Raw genomic sequence first — 14,457 nt, forward strand, 5'->3', positions numbered from 1 at the left:
CGCAGTGTAGTGAAGCATCTCCCAGATGTTTCGCTTCGCGTGTGGATGACAATTCAAGTATTCACGCAGGAGGTCTACTAACTAAAATTACTTTGTTTTGACAAATCAGTTGCTTATTTACTCAGTGGAGCAACTGTGTTCAAAGTTACTTTAAAGATTTTTTGTGACTAACCAAATTTTATTTGCTAATAAAGTAAGTATAAAAAATATTATTTTGTTTCTGTTGAATAGCCTGTTTATAGCTAGTTATTGGCAATCTATACTTAAGATTACTTAGTGTAAATGTAGCGATGAAGATCGGGGTGATTTTTCTTTATCGCTTCTTATAGCGTGCGAGTTGCGACACAACAGTATTTGCCAGTACCGACATATATTTTTAAGTATTCCTTTATACTCATTCAAGCTATGAGTATTTTTACTGTGAAAGTTAAAGATTTCAGAAAAATAGTTGAAATTACCTTTGCAAATCTTTACTTAACTTAATAAAATAGAAGCCATAGATAGTAAGTATTTATTCCCAGCCATGTTTCCCGAACAAGTCCCTTGGCTAAGCATCATCACCCTACTACCGCTAGTAGCCAGCCTAGCCATTCCTTTGATTCCAGACTCTAAAGGCATTGTTCGCTGGTATGCTCTCGGAGTCGGAATCGCAGATTTCTGCATCATGCTCTATGCCTTTTGGCAGCATTTTGATTTACAAAACTCTACATATCAACTCGTCGAAAGCTACGCTTGGATTCCCCAAATTGGTTTAAACTGGTCGGTTGCCGTTGACGGTTTATCCATGCCTCTAGTGTTGCTAGCAGGTTTTATCACCACGATGGCAACATTGGCAGCGTGGAACGTGACAAACAAGCCACGCTTGTTCTACTTCCTAATCTTGGTCATGTACAGCGCCCAAATTGGCGTGTTTGTTGCCCAAGATGTATTGATGTTCTTCTTAATGTGGGAAATCGAGCTAGTCCCTGTATACTTGCTGATCTCCATTTGGGGAGGACAAAAGCGGCGCTACGCTGCCACTAAGTTTATTCTGTATACTGCTGCTGCTTCTATATTTATTCTGATATCTGGTTTAGCAATGGCTTTTTACGGGGATACAGTCACCTTCGATTTGACTGCCCTGGGCCTGAAACACTATCCTAAAGTCTTGGCAATGCTAGCCTATGCGGGATTCTTTATCGCCTTCGCTGTTAAATTGCCAGTATTTCCCCTGCACACTTGGCTACCAGATGCCCACAGTGAAGCATCTGCCCCCATCTCAATGATTTTGGCTGGGGTATTGCTAAAGATGGGTGGTTATGCGCTCATCCGATTTAACATTGAACTACTACCCGATGCTCACGTTTACTTTGCACCAGTCTTGGCAATATTGGGGGTAGTTAACATTATTTACGGTGCTTTTGCTGCCTTCGGTCAAGGTAATCTCAAGCGGCGACTCGCTTATTCTTCCATAGCCCACATGGGTTTTGTCCTGATTGGGATTGCTTCCTACACTGATTTAGGCATTGGCGGCGCAGTATTGCAAATGGTTTCCCACGGTTTAATTGCCGCTTGTTTATTCTTCCTATCGGGAGTAGCTTACGATCGCACCCATACTTTAATCATGGAAAAGATGGGGGGGATGGCGAAAGCAATGCCCAAAGTCTTTGCTTTATTCACTGCCGCTTCAATGGCTTCTTTAGCTTTACCAGGAATGAGCGGATTTGTGGGTGAGTTGACGATATTCCTCGGCATCACCACCAGTGACGCTTACAGTTCTGCGTTCAAAACTGTCGTCATCTTCCTCGCGGCTGTTGGTTTAATTCTGACCCCGATTTACTTGCTGTCCATGTTGCGGCAAGTCTTCTATGGAAAAGAAAATCACGAACTGGCATTCGAGTCATATTTAGGCGATGCTAGACCGAGAGAAGTTGCGATCGCCATGTGTCTGCTAGTTCCCATCGTCGGCATTGGCTTGTATCCTAAAATTGCCACGCAAACTTTTGATGTCAAGACGGTAGCAGTCGCAAGCCAAGTACGTACCGCCCTGTCTACCGTGGTAGCACAGCAGCCCAAGACTCCTCTATATTCTCGCCTGCTGGCTGCACCTCAGTTAGCCGTGACTCAGACATCAAATTTGGCTGAATAGTCATTTGTCAATTCTTTAGTATTTATCTGTAGGGTGCGTTAGTTACTAACGCACCCTACATTTTTGCATCTCCAGATGATGATAGCGGTTTTCAATTGGAGCAATACACGTCTGGTAGGGGCGCTTTCTCTGTGCGCCCCTACAAATGTCATCCATACAATCGAGAATTGCTATGAGAGCGAAATCGATATAAATCCCGACAAAAAAAGTCGGGTATGTTTGACTCGCTATATACACCGTGTTAGTATCAACCGAAGTTGACGGACAATCGAGGGAATGACTAATGACTCAGGCGATCGCAAACCAAACCAAGACAAACGCCACGTTTAGAGCCTTGAAATGTAAGGAGTGTGGTGCTGAGTACGAACTACAAGCAATGCACGTTTGCGAATATTGCTTTGGACCATTGGAAGTTGCCTACGATTACAGCGCTCTGCGCGATACCGTCACTCGCGAAAGCATTCAAAAAGGACCCCACTCAATTTGGCGCTATCGTCCTTTTTTACCTGTTGCTACCGATAACCCAATTGATGTCGGGACTGGCTTAACACCTTTAGTTCGTGCCAATCGCCTAGCGCGTCGCCTCGGACTGAAAAAGCTTTACATCAAGAACGATGCTGTCAACATGCCTACCCTGAGCTTTAAAGATCGGGTGGTATCGGTAGCCCTGACTCGTGCTAGAGAGCTAGGCTTTACGACAGTATCTTGTGCGAGTACGGGGAATTTAGCTAATTCTACCGCTGCGATCGCCGCTCACGCAGGGTTAGATTGCTGCGTCTTTATCCCCGCTGATTTAGAAGCAGGTAAGGTTTTAGGAACTTTGATTTACAGCCCTACTGTAATGGCAGTACAAGGTAACTACGACCAAGTCAACCGCCTCTGTTCTGAAGTAGCAAATACATACGGCTGGGGATTTGTCAACATCAATTTGCGCCCCTATTACTCCGAAGGTTCCAAAACTTTAGGTTACGAAGTTGCAGAACAACTAGGTTGGGAACTCCCAGACCACGTAGTTGCACCTCTAGCTTCCGGCTCCCTATTTACCAAAATCTACAAAGGCTTCCAAGAATTTACCGAAGTTGGCTTAGTAGAAGGCAAGCACGTCAGATTCAGCGGCGCGCAAGCCGACGGATGTTCGCCGATTGCCCAAGCTTACCGAGATGGCAAAGACTTTATCAAACCAGTAAAACCGAGTACGATTGCTAAATCAATCGCGATCGGTAATCCCGCTGACGGTGTCTATGCCTTAGATATTGCGCGGAAAACAAACGGTAATATTGAATCAGTCAGCGATCCTGAAATTATCGAAGGCATCAAATTACTAGCAGAAACCGAAGGCATCTTTACCGAAACCGCTGGTGGAACCACGATCGCCGTGTTGAAAAAACTAGTAGAAGCAGGTAAAATCGACCCCGAAGAAACTACCGTTGCTTACATCACTGGAAATGGCTTGAAGACACAAGAAGCCGTCCAAGGATATGCAGGCGAACCCCTAACAATTGAGCCAAAACTCGATAGCTTTGAAAGAGCATTAGAGCGTTCTCGCACCCTCGAACGACTGGATTGGCAACAAGTTTTGGTCTAATTTTAGATTTTGGATTTTAGATTTTAGATTGGTAATGGGTAGTTGGTAGTTGGTAGTTGATGATTAATCAGCACCGACTCCCAACTCCCGAACGCCAGTTCGCAAGAGCGGGGGAACCCCCGCTCTTGCGACTGGCTCCTCCCGACTCCCGACTCCCGACTCCCGAAACATGGCTATCAAAGTATTAATTCCGACTGCATTGCAAAAATTCACCAACAATCAAGCTACTTATGAGGGTAGCGGTAATAGCGTCTCCGAGCTGATTGAATCCTTAGAACAGGGTTTTCCTGGAATTAAGTCCCGTTTGTGTGACGAACAGGGACAACCGCGTCGTTTCTTGAATCTATACGTGAATAGTGAAGATATCCGCTTTTTAGATGGTATAGATACACCTTTAAAAGAAGGCGATGAAGTGAGTATCGTCCCTGCGGTAGCTGGCGGTTAATTCAGTTAACAGTTATCAGTTATCAGTGGAGAGACGTTACATGTAACGTCTCTATTATCATGTCACAATAATTTTAAGGAAAAAGTTATAAAGCGATCGCTCTTATACCTATAGATCGAGGAATGAGTTGAGCAATGGCAGAAGAAAATCAGAATCCAGCACAGGCTCCAGCAGGAGAAACGGCAGGCGAAAATGCGCCACCCAGCACTGTAGATAAACAAGCTCCTGATGTCGTTGCAGAAAATCTTAAAACGACTTCTGACCCAGAAGCTTCAGAGATTCCTACTGCCAACGCACCAATTCCAGAAGAGAATCTAGTGGCGAATACGGACGAGGCGAAGGAAAAAGGCACGGCGACAGCAGAAGCTCCAAATGAAACTGACCAGCAAGCAAAAGCAGCTGACAAGCCAGGTTCCAAAAAACCCGACGCATCGCCTAAAGCCGATAAGCCAGCCGCCGCTAAAGCAGCAGGTGATAAACCCGCCGCTAAAGCTAAGAAAGAAAAAGGTCCAACACTCGAAGATAAACCATTCACTGAATTTATCCAACAAGACTACATCCCAGCAATTGAGAAGGCTTTAAAAGCTCAAGGAGTCGTGGATGTAGACTTAACGCTTACCAAGCAAAAAATTCCTGTAGTTGGTTTAGAGCAGCAAGAGTGCTGGCAAATTGTTGGCAAGTGGCAAAATGTCTCGCGACAATTCAACCTTTATTTCCCTGATGAAGATATTCAAGGCAAGAAATATTTCTCTTGCAATGAAGGCTCTCGACCCAGCACTATCGAGCATTTTCTGGGTGACGAACGCAAGATGACGCTCGACCTTCTCATGTGGGGAATCGTCCAGCGGTTGAACGGTCAAAAGTGGCTGTCACTGAATTAGTTACAGCTATATTCTCGTTTTCGTGCATGATATTTGTAGGGGCGCACATCTGTGCGCCCCTACGTTGCATTTTATGCAAATGCAAATCGCTACGATGGCAATTCCAGAAATTTGTAAACAACCACTCCAGTTGCAGGATGATTGTCAACTCCTACATAACCAGACTTGACCATCTCTTTTAAAGTTGCTTCTACCTGAGCAAAACTAGCACCAGTATCCATCACGCCTTGCGTGACGGAAAGCTTACCCCCATGCGCCGCCGCAGCTTTGAGCAATTTAACCATCAATTGCTCTTTCGGATTTACTTGGATTGTCTGGGTAGCAACTACCGGGTCTGATAGCGGTACGCCAGCAGCAGATAAACCCATTTTGGCTCTTAGCTTAGCGTTGTAATCGTCTACCATATCGGGAATTAGAAATAAATCGATCAATTGTCCGACACCAAATAAACCAAAAGTAAATAGCCACAACAAACCCGTGGCTATTTTGCCGTTATAGAAGCGATGCAACCCGTAAACTTGAAGCAAACAACCCAACCACAGAATATAAGAACTACTAGTTTTATTCATAAGTTGTGTGGATAATCAGGGAGCGTATTTTCTATGTTAGAGATTGGGAATGGGTAGTTGGTAGTTGTTAGTTGTTGGTGAGTGGGTGGTGGATAGTGGCGCTTTGGCTAGAATCGCTTTCTTGTCTACCTTATCTTCCTTGTCCCCCTTGTCCCCCTTGCCTTCCTTGTCCCCCTTGTCTACCTTGCCTTCCTTGTCCCCCTTGTCTTCCTTGTCCCCCTTGTCTCTCGACTCCCGACTTCTAATACACAAATCAGTCTATTTCGCCTAAAAAGTGACAAATTTGTAAAAAAAATTGATTGGGTGTAGTAACTCTTAATGTGGTAAAGCGACGCGATCGCCCTGAACCCTTGGTAGACTGAATTTTAGATAATAAATTGCGCTCTATCTTTTGTTACAGAGATAAGAACCCCACAAGAGCAAAACGACATGGTAGATTCCCTGAAAAAGCCGAGCTTTGAAGAAATACGTCCTGGGGTAAAAGCTCCAGCCAAGGAAACCATTCTCACGCCTCGGTTTTACACCACAGACTTCGATGAAATGGCGCGGATGGATATTTCCGTCAACGAAGATGAGTTGAAAGCAATACTCGAAGAGTTTCGTACTGACTACAATCGCCATCACTTCGTCCGAGATGAAGAATTTGAACAATCTTGGGATCGCATCGATGGGGAAACTCGCCAATTATTTGTTGAGTTTTTAGAGCGTTCTTGTACGGCAGAGTTTTCTGGTTTCTTGCTGTACAAAGAACTCAGCCGCCGCTTGAAGGGGAAAAACCCTGTATTAGCAGAGTGTTTCGCCCTCATGTCACGAGATGAAGCCCGTCACGCAGGCTTCCTAAATAAAGCGATGTCTGATTTTGATTTGTCGCTCGATTTAGGATTCTTAACCAAGAACCACACGTATACTTTCTTCAAACCGAAGTTTATCTTCTACGCCACTTATCTATCGGAAAAAATCGGTTACTGGCGCTACATCACAATTTACCGTCATCTCCAGGCGCATCCTGAAGATCGGATTTATCCAATTTTCCGCTTCTTTGAAAACTGGTGTCAAGACGAAAACCGTCACGGAGATTTCTTTGATGCCATTATGCGGGCGCAACCGCAAATGTTAAATGACTGGAAAGCGCGGTTATGGTGTCGCTTCTTCCTGTTGTCGGTGTTTGCCACGATGTATCTTAACGATATTCAGCGGGCTAAATTCTATGCTTCCATCGGCTTGAATGCGCGAGATTACGATGTCTACGTGATTGAGAAGACGAACGAAACCGCAGGACGGGTATTTCCGGTGATGCTGGATGTAGAGAATCCAGAGTTTTACCAACGCTTAGATGTTTGCGTGAAGAATAATGAAAAATTAACGGCGATCGCTAGCTCTAATACGCCGAAGTTTCTACAATTCTTCCAGAAATTACCGTTCTATGTTTCTAACGGTTGGCAACTCTTGCGCTTGTACTTGATGAAGCCAATTGACGTTGCCCCATCTCACGGAATGGTACGATAGCAACTTTAAGTTTTGCTCCGCTAAAGTGGTTCTGTACTATGCAGAACCACTTTTTTTGTGAAAGAATCGCCAAAATCTCGAAAGTTCGGCTGGAATCTCGGTTTGTTGAAACTACGTCACGGAAGATCCCCCCAACCCCCCTTACCAAGGGGGGCAATCAGCTCCCCCTTTTTAAGGGAGGCTAGAGAGAATCTGACAAGACATATTCCCCCTTTTTTAAGGGAGGCTAGGGGGGATCTGACAAGACATATCCCCCCCTTTTTAAGGGGGGCTAGGGGGGATCTCATTGTTCTGTTCCTTCTCATCTCTACACCTGCGTGGAGTCAACCACAGTTACACAAAACACCCAGTGCAGCAAATTTAGATTTAAAGCCAGAAATTATTGAAAGCAGCCCTGTTCTACAGCGCTGGATGCGTAAAGTACCGAACGTGCTAGAAGAGATCGATCGCGATCCGAGTTTTCGTACCCGTCTGCGGCTAGGATATTCTTTATTTCCTTCGACAAATAATGCTAGTGGTTGGAATTTTGGTATAGAGGATTTATTTATTAGTAAAAGTGGTTTGACGATTAGTGGAGATTATCAAGCAGCTTTCGATCGCCAGCGCGAGGCTTACGGTGTAGACTTACGTTATTACGTGCGCCCTTTGGGAAAGTACATCAATTTTGCGCCGATAATCGGCTATCGACACATAGAAACAGGCAATTATTCCACTGATGGCATATATTTGGGCGCAAGGCTGCTCTTGGTATTATCTCGCGGCGGTGCGGCAGATATTGCTCTATCTCAAAGTTGGGTGTCTCCTGGTACGGATGATGAAGTAGGATTGACAACACTCTCTTTTGGCTATGCTGTTACCCGCGATTTGCGGTTATCTACAGATTTACAAAGGCAAAATTCGCGTCAAGAAAAAGATAGTCGGCTAGGAATTGTATTGGAATGGATGTTGTGAGATTTTGGTATGGTGCCGCAATCGCATTGCGTACCTGCTACAACCACTGGCTACAATAGCGAAGCGATCGACCTTTGATGCTCTGCCGGACGGCTATCTCGTCTGTTACCGAGCATAACATCTATCTAAAGATAGATCGTTATGAATATTGCCTAGCTTAAGATATATCTAGCTATTCCGCTAGTTCATGTCTTAACAAGACTAAATCGTTCTAACAGCCCGCATTAAGCGGGTTTTTTCATGTTTATTTTCCGATCGCGCTGCTCCCAAATCCGTGCAGCAGGCAGATGAACTGTATGCTATTGGAAAGAACGAGGCAATAACAAACCAGACTTGCACTAAAGTATCATATTTGCATTGATGGAGAGTATCTATGCGCTACAAACTATTAGGTAACAGTGGATTGCGCGTTTCCGAACTCTGCCTGGGGACGATGACTTTTGGTGAAGATTGGGGGTGGGGAAGTTCTTACGAGGAAAGTCGTAAAATATTCGATGCCTTCGCCGCTGCGGGTGGTAACTTTCTCGATACGGCAAATCTCTATACCAACGGTACGAGTGAAAAGTATGTTGGTGAGTTTGTTGCAGGCGATCGCCATAAATGGGTCATTGCAACAAAATATAGTTTAAACACGGGTAATGGCGAAATCAATGCTGGTGGCAACCATCGTAAGAATATGGTGCAGGCAGTAGAAGCCAGTTTGCAGCGATTAAATGTGGAATATATCGATTTACTATGGTTGCACGCTTGGGACTTCACTACGCCTGTAGAAGAGGTGATGCGATCGTTTGACGATCTGGTACGCATGGGTAAGGTATTGTATATCGGTGTTTCCGATACTCCAGCTTGGATTATCTCGCAAGCAAATACCCTAGCAAATCTGCGCGGCTGGACACCGTTTATTGGATTGCAAATTGAATATTCTTTGAAAGAAAGGACCCCCGAACGAGACTTATTACCAATGGCACAAGCGCTTGGGATTGGCGTGACAGCTTGGAGTCCCCTCGGTGCTGGCGTATTGACGGGTAAATATAATCGTCCAGCAGAGGAGACGGACGAACCAGGAAGACTGAGCAATCCAAATGCATCCCAAATTAGCGATCGCGATCTAGAAATTGCAGCAGAGGTGACTAAAATAGCCACAGAAATTGATAAAGCACCTTCACAAGTTGCACTCAACTGGATACGGCAGCAACCAGGCGGAATTATTCCCATTATTGGCTCCCGTAAACTGAAACAGTTTGAAGAAAATTTAGCTTGTTTGGAATTTGAACTAAATGCCGAACAAATGCAGCGCTTAAATGATGTGAGTGCAATTGAACTCGGTTTTCCTCACGATTTTCTCAAAAGTTCGATGGTTCAAGATTTTGCCTTTGGTGGAGCGTTGACTAAGATCGATCGCGATCGCTTTTTCTAGTTTTTAGCCGACCGAAAAATTAGATTGCTAACAGAAATACTGAGTAGCTAAATATATACAAAAAGTCCGTATTTTACGGACTTTTTTATGTGGAATTGTTACTAAAGATTGAGTTAATAAATATGAAGTATTTCCATAAAGACCCGATCGAAACTTGTATTAAAACATCGTTTAACTGCTGCAAACTCAACTGAGTTTTGCAACGCAACTATTAATTATTAAGTTTTACGCATGAGGGAAATTTATGAGTTACGAGCTTTCCCGTCGTCAAGTTTTAAAACTAGCTGGATTCTTATCTGCTGGAACTGCTACTGTCGGAAGCGTTCCCATCGTGAGTCGGTTTTTCGCCGATCGCGCTAACGCCCAGACTGGTACGATCTACGTTCGCGAGAATATATATACATTTATCCAGTCGCCACAAAAAGTTGAGGCTCTCAGGAGGGGTATTCAGGTGATGAAATCCCGACCTGATACGAATCCGACTAGTTGGATTTACCAAGCTAATATGCATGGCATTCCCAGCGGTGAGACACGCAGATTAACAGCATGGAGGACATGCCAGCATGGAACCTTCTATTTCTTCCCCTGGCATCGCATGTACCTATATTATTTCGAGCGTATTCTCCGGCAAGCATCCGGCGATCCGAATCTGGCACTCCCATACTGGAACTATTCAGATTCCGTCGAACAGCGCGTTTTACCCGCACCGTTTCGCATCCCCGCCAATACCACAAACCCCCTCTATAGCGATCGCGGCAGTAGCATAAATGTTAACCAGGGCGATCCATTGCCAGAAGCCGATGTCAGATATGCAGATGCTTTTCAACGGACAAACTTTTTCCATACATCAGATGGCGGGCGCAGCTTTGGCGGACGCAGGGTAACTGAGGCAAATGCGAATACTCACCGCGCTAATGGCTATGGGGACTTAGAACGAAGACCTCATAATGGCATCCATTCACGTATAGGCGGCTTAATGGGAAGCGTACCTACTGCTGCCCGCGATCCGATTTTTTGGTTGCATCATGCGAACATCGATCGCCTGTGGGAGCGCTGGTTGCGACTGGGAGGTGGACGAGCAAATGCGACAACAAACAGCGATTGGATGAACGATGTTTTTACCTTCTTTGATGAAAACGGCACTCAGGTACAGTTGCGCGGCAGGGATGTTCTCGATACTGCGGGTCAACTAAACTATTTGTATGACGATCCTTTATCAAGGAGAAACAGATCTGTAACGCCATCGTCGCAGAGTATAGATACAAGTACTCAACAAACAGATACAAGCACTCAGCAACAAATAGCTATGTCGGCTAACGATCGGCAATTAACGATTGTCCTCAGCGATGCGCCTCTCACTCTGTCTGCTCCAGCGCAAGATCTCGTGAGGACGAGAGCATTAACAGCAGAATCTGCATTGACTCTCAACATTACAGGAGTCGAGTACAACCCAGATAATCCTATTCCCTACGACATTTACGTCAATTTACCTGAAGGAGTTGCACCAGACCCTTATGGTCCCTACTATGCTGGGATTCTGTCACTATTCTCTCTGCCCCAAAGAGGCACTTTCCGCCTTGATATTACTTCTACAGTGAGGCAGCTACAGCGGCGCAGTCTCATGACGGGAGATTTTATCTCTGTTACTTTTGTGCCACCTTATAGACAGATACAGCAGGATCGCTCTACTCAAGATCGCCAAGCTCAATTACAAGGAGCAGTTCGCTTTAGTGGAGTGACTCTGACTAGAGAGTAATCGGGGTTGCTATCGCGCTGTAGCGGCAACGGTGACATCAAAATTGAGCTGAAACGGTTTGAAATTAGCTCCGGCTTTGGGAGTCCCTTTCAATTCCACCTGATAAGCACCGGGTTTGGGAAAAATAATTTCCGCGCCAGGAATGCCTTGATATTTCTCGGCTGTCACGGCTTTGAGTGACGGTTGTAATAGTGGTGCAGCATTTTTCTGGCGCGGTTCGGCATAGACTGCTAGTTGGCAATTACACTGCTGAAGGGGAATTGTTTGTCCGCCTTTACGTGTGAGTGCGATCCAAGCGAGTGTTGCTTTTCCTGCTTGGGGATTGTCGTTAGGTTCGAGGTGAATTGTCCCGCCGACATCGCCAGAGATTTCTACTTTATGGGCGATCGCCTCAGTCGCGATCGCTCCTGTTGCTAGTACGCTGAGTAATAATAACTTAGTATAGTTACTAAAATTTTTTAGCTGAAACATAGTATTTTTCTATATGGAAAATTGACCAAAACCAACGCGATCGCACGAGCAATACTCCCACAGTGGCAACTCCCAAGAGAATTGCATAGAACTGACTGCTTTCACTCACGCTACCTAAATAGTGAGAACCAATCAGCACCGCATGAGCTGAACTCAAAATTGTGGCGGGAATTCCTAATAAATGAATTTGTCGCCAGCGCGTGCCTAAGAATTTTTGGGCGCGATCGCAACTTGTAATTGCTGCTGGAGTCATTAAGACAATCGCAACAAATCCCAAGATTAAACTGACTTGATGGGTGGGTAGTAGGAAAGCAAATGCTTCTAAATTCCAATCCAGCGTATGCGCCATCATGTGAGTTGTATGCGCCAAAGCGAGTACGAAGGCTCCCACGCCTAAGACGCGGCGATAGTGTAAGGGCGCAGCCCACAAACGGCTGATGGGACGGGCAATCAGAGCTAGCATTAGGCAGAATAGGGATGCATGACCTGTATAATCAGTCATCGTATCCCCAGTTCGTAGTAGGGTAATCGCCCCAATTGCTACTGTAATCCAGCCACCTAAGCGAAATAATTGACTGCGGCGATCGCGACTTAAAAAAGATGTGGAGACTCCTACTCCTAGCATCATCGGTAGAGTGCCAATGCCAAAAGCGAGCATCGTGGCTGCACCTTGCCATAATTGTCCCGTTTCCGCCGCTTTAATTTGAGCCGCATACAAAAACCCACAGGGCATTAAACCCCACACTAAACCCAAGCCTGCGGGTGTCCACCATTGTGTTTTAAAAGATAGATTGACCATACCCCGACTCAGGCGATCGTGCCATTTACCGTGCGTCAGGGGGTGTAGCAGGGGAAGGTGAATAAATTGGGGGTTAATCTGCGCTAAACCAAATAAAATGAGCATGATTCCCGTCAGTGTTGCCAGCCAGCGCCGTACTTCGCTACCGATGCCTGCCATTTGTCCGCTGGCGATCGCGATCGAACCAATTGCCCCAATTGCCGCACCGACGAGAACGTAACTAATTATCCGCCCTAAATTTAATAGAGTATGAAAATAGACTTGCTGCTGCCATTTCGGTTTGTCTTGTTGACCTGATAGAGAGAACGCCACTGTTAGGGGTCCACACATCCCGACGCAGTGTCCGAAACTTCCCAAGAAACCGAGGGACATTATCAGTAGAAGGTCAAAAGTCAAAAGTTAAAAGTTAAAAATTTCTACTTTTTGGTTGCGGGTACTTCTACGATTTGCGTAGCTTCTATCATCTTACCGTTGTGAGCTAAGACCTGATGGTTGTTAGCATTCAGGCTAACTCTAATTTCGGTTTTACCAGGTTTAAGATTGTCTAAATAATACCAAGAGCTATATAAACGAGTGATTTTTTTGCCGTTAACGTAAAGATGGGCGTGACATTCTCCTGGTTTTGACTGCAACTCATTACTTTAGGTAAAACTTGTACTTCAGTCAAAAGACAGGCTGTCGTACATATGCGATCGCTCTTAGCTCATAGCAATTTTCGATTGTATGGATGACATTTGTAGGGGCGCACAGCTGTGCGCCCCTACCAGACGTGTATTGCATCCAATGGAAAACCGCTATCAATTCAATCGTGAATTAATCCATCCGGCATGATTGCCCAAGCTAAATCTATTCGCTCATCTTGCAGTTGAGATTTTAGTTTTGCTCGTTTGAGGTTAGCTCCCCGCAAAATTAACCCCTCCATTTTGGCATCCACTAAATTCGCTCCTGTTAAATTTGCGCCGCTCAGGTTAGCTTGGCTTAAGTTTGCCCAACTCAAATCAGCTTGGGAGAGGTTTGCCTTAATTAGCTCTACCCGTTCTAGGTTGGCTCCTCGCAGCGTTGCTAAAATCAACTTGGCATCAGTCAGGTTGGCATGACGCAAATTTGTTCCGGTTAGATTTGCCCCACTCAGGTTAACTCCAGCTAAGTTTGCCTCGCTAAAGTCAACTCCTACTAGATCTGCACCACTAAAATCTGCTTCGCTTAAATTCACTTTCCACAAGTTCAAGCCGCTCAAATGCACTTCGCGAAAATCTCGCTCTCCCTGGTTGTAGCGACTAACGAGTGCTGCGGCATCCATACTATCGCGGTTCGTGTCCCAGCCAAAAGGCGATCGCATCGATCCAAAATTCATGGGGGGTCTCCTTCTATACTTACAAAAATCTCGTCCCCGATCGCGCGACTTGGATAACAGCATATAGGTTGCAAGTCTTGCTCTAGTGCTGTCAAGTCAACTGGATAAACGTTGCGGGAATAAACATTAAAAGTTTTTTGTTAAAGATAAATAGGCAATTTCTTTCAATCGCCTTATCTCAAACTCGTAACGAATTTGAGTTAATGCTCATACTACGATTTTTGAACAAACCGAGAACAAATATGTGAGATTTAATAGAAAAATTAAAATTCTTTAGATTTCTTTACATTCTGAGGGTTCTATTCGTTGCTAAAGCCAATTGAGAATTCATAGATTTATTTGCATCAGCAACGGTGCGATCGCTTTACCTCTTCTTATTAATTTAGCTACCAATTTAAACTTTTTACACAATAACAGCTTTTATTAGCCAATCTTTCACACTAACTTCGGTAATTCTTCCAGTCTGAAATCTGAAGAAAATCAATTATTCTATATTTGGCTCTGTGCCAGTGAAGACGATAGCAAATCTCTGAAAAATAATTATGACATTTGAAAAAGAATTAGAAGAAATTACTGCATTAGTTTTGTTTAGTAG

Annotated in this window: 14 protein-coding genes; 8 read left to right on the forward strand and 6 right to left on the reverse strand. The window is 44.8% G+C overall.

The genetic code is table 11. The features are described from left to right. Positions 1-523 precede the first annotated feature (523 nt). The 4 genes from C7Y66_RS26325 to C7Y66_RS26340 all read left to right on the forward strand — a co-directional run bounded on the left by C7Y66_RS26325 (position 524) and on the right by C7Y66_RS26340 (position 5,039). The gene (locus C7Y66_RS26325; protein WP_106547860.1) at positions 524-2,128 is read left to right on the forward strand and encodes an NAD(P)H-quinone oxidoreductase subunit 4; all 1,605 of its coding nucleotides are present in this window, start codon (positions 524-526) and stop codon (positions 2,126-2,128) included. A 283-nt stretch (positions 2,129-2,411) separates the two neighbouring features. After that, entirely contained in the window at positions 2,412-3,713 is a 1,302-nt protein-coding gene (thrC, locus tag C7Y66_RS26330; protein WP_015153386.1) for a threonine synthase, read from the forward strand. A 169-nt stretch (positions 3,714-3,882) separates the two neighbouring features. After that, positions 3,883-4,158, forward strand: a complete 276-nt coding sequence (locus C7Y66_RS26335) for a MoaD/ThiS family protein (RefSeq protein ID WP_015153385.1) — start codon at positions 3,883-3,885, stop codon at positions 4,156-4,158. Positions 4,159-4,292: 134 nt separating this feature from the next. Continuing rightward, complete coding sequence (locus C7Y66_RS26340) at positions 4,293-5,039, forward strand: DUF2996 domain-containing protein (RefSeq protein ID WP_106547861.1); 747 nt, start codon at positions 4,293-4,295, stop codon at positions 5,037-5,039. A gap of 89 nt (positions 5,040-5,128) precedes the next feature. Here C7Y66_RS26340 and C7Y66_RS26345 read toward each other — a convergent pair whose 3' ends face one another. After that, positions 5,129-5,608, reverse strand: a complete 480-nt coding sequence (locus C7Y66_RS26345) for an NINE protein (RefSeq protein WP_106547862.1) — start codon at positions 5,606-5,608, stop codon at positions 5,129-5,131. A gap of 36 nt (positions 5,609-5,644) precedes the next feature. Beyond that, on the reverse strand, positions 5,645-5,860 hold the full coding sequence (locus C7Y66_RS31400; RefSeq protein ID WP_106547863.1) for a hypothetical protein: 216 nt from the start codon (positions 5,858-5,860) through the stop codon (positions 5,645-5,647). A gap of 177 nt (positions 5,861-6,037) precedes the next feature. Here C7Y66_RS31400 and acsF point away from each other — a divergent pair, with 177 nt between their 5' ends. The 4 genes from acsF to C7Y66_RS26370 all read left to right on the forward strand — a co-directional run bounded on the left by acsF (position 6,038) and on the right by C7Y66_RS26370 (position 11,238). Further along, the gene (acsF, locus tag C7Y66_RS26355; protein ID WP_015153382.1) at positions 6,038-7,114 is read left to right on the forward strand and encodes a magnesium-protoporphyrin IX monomethyl ester (oxidative) cyclase; all 1,077 of its coding nucleotides are present in this window, start codon (positions 6,038-6,040) and stop codon (positions 7,112-7,114) included. 411 nt (positions 7,115-7,525) lie between these two features. Beyond that, positions 7,526-8,065: a hypothetical protein gene (locus C7Y66_RS32670; RefSeq protein ID WP_233222861.1), complete on the forward strand. Its 540-nt coding sequence runs from the start codon at positions 7,526-7,528 to the stop codon at positions 8,063-8,065. Between the two features lie 373 nt (positions 8,066-8,438). Then, entirely contained in the window at positions 8,439-9,482 is a 1,044-nt protein-coding gene (locus C7Y66_RS26365) for an aldo/keto reductase (RefSeq protein ID WP_106547865.1), read from the forward strand. Between the two features lie 244 nt (positions 9,483-9,726). Next, a complete protein-coding gene (locus tag C7Y66_RS26370; protein WP_106547866.1) occupies positions 9,727-11,238 on the forward strand; it encodes a tyrosinase family protein in 1,512 nt (503 codons plus the stop codon). A 9-nt stretch (positions 11,239-11,247) separates the two neighbouring features. Here the strand turns inward: C7Y66_RS26370 and C7Y66_RS26375 are convergent, their stop codons facing one another. From C7Y66_RS26375 to C7Y66_RS26390, 4 genes are all read right to left on the reverse strand, one after another. Then, positions 11,248-11,709 carry a hypothetical protein gene (locus C7Y66_RS26375; protein WP_106547867.1) on the reverse strand — a complete coding sequence of 154 codons (462 nt, stop codon included), beginning with the start codon at positions 11,707-11,709 and terminating at the stop codon, positions 11,248-11,250. After that, positions 11,687-12,880 (reverse strand): sulfite exporter TauE/SafE family protein, encoded by a 1,194-nt coding sequence (locus C7Y66_RS26380; RefSeq protein WP_106547868.1) that lies wholly within the window; start codon positions 12,878-12,880, stop codon positions 11,687-11,689. The genes C7Y66_RS26375 and C7Y66_RS26380 overlap by 23 nt, the downstream gene beginning before the upstream one ends. 44 nt (positions 12,881-12,924) lie before the next feature. Next, the gene (locus tag C7Y66_RS26385; protein ID WP_199197646.1) at positions 12,925-13,140 is read right to left on the reverse strand and encodes a hypothetical protein; all 216 of its coding nucleotides are present in this window, start codon (positions 13,138-13,140) and stop codon (positions 12,925-12,927) included. Positions 13,141-13,310: 170 nt separating this feature from the next. After that, positions 13,311-13,862 (reverse strand): pentapeptide repeat-containing protein, encoded by a 552-nt coding sequence (locus tag C7Y66_RS26390; RefSeq protein ID WP_106547869.1) that lies wholly within the window; start codon positions 13,860-13,862, stop codon positions 13,311-13,313. Positions 13,863-14,457 lie beyond the last annotated feature (595 nt).

It is taken from the genome of Chroococcidiopsis sp. CCALA 051, assembly GCF_003015105.1.
Lineage (GTDB): Bacteria > Cyanobacteriota > Cyanobacteriia > Cyanobacteriales > Chroococcidiopsidaceae > Chroococcidiopsis > Chroococcidiopsis thermalis.

Bases quoted from the DNA above. Each gene is read 5' to 3' on its own strand.
- C7Y66_RS26325 (WP_106547860.1), top strand. From the start codon at position 524: ATGTTTCCCGAACAAGTCCCTTGGCTAAGCATCATCACCCTACTACCG.
- thrC (WP_015153386.1), top strand. From the start codon at position 2,412: ATGACTCAGGCGATCGCAAACCAAACCAAGACAAACGCCACGTTTAGA.
- C7Y66_RS26335 (WP_015153385.1), top strand. From the start codon at position 3,883: ATGGCTATCAAAGTATTAATTCCGACTGCATTGCAAAAATTCACCAAC.
- C7Y66_RS26340 (WP_106547861.1), top strand. From the start codon at position 4,293: ATGGCAGAAGAAAATCAGAATCCAGCACAGGCTCCAGCAGGAGAAACG.
- C7Y66_RS26345 (WP_106547862.1), bottom strand. From the start codon at position 5,608: ATGAATAAAACTAGTAGTTCTTATATTCTGTGGTTGGGTTGTTTGCTT.
- acsF (WP_015153382.1), top strand. From the start codon at position 6,038: ATGGTAGATTCCCTGAAAAAGCCGAGCTTTGAAGAAATACGTCCTGGG.
- C7Y66_RS32670 (WP_233222861.1), top strand. From the start codon at position 7,526: ATGCGTAAAGTACCGAACGTGCTAGAAGAGATCGATCGCGATCCGAGT.
- C7Y66_RS26365 (WP_106547865.1), top strand. From the start codon at position 8,439: ATGCGCTACAAACTATTAGGTAACAGTGGATTGCGCGTTTCCGAACTC.
- C7Y66_RS26370 (WP_106547866.1), top strand. From the start codon at position 9,727: ATGAGTTACGAGCTTTCCCGTCGTCAAGTTTTAAAACTAGCTGGATTC.
- C7Y66_RS26375 (WP_106547867.1), bottom strand. From the start codon at position 11,709: ATGTTTCAGCTAAAAAATTTTAGTAACTATACTAAGTTATTATTACTC.
- C7Y66_RS26380 (WP_106547868.1), bottom strand. From the start codon at position 12,880: ATGTCCCTCGGTTTCTTGGGAAGTTTCGGACACTGCGTCGGGATGTGT.
- C7Y66_RS26390 (WP_106547869.1), bottom strand. From the start codon at position 13,862: ATGAATTTTGGATCGATGCGATCGCCTTTTGGCTGGGACACGAACCGC.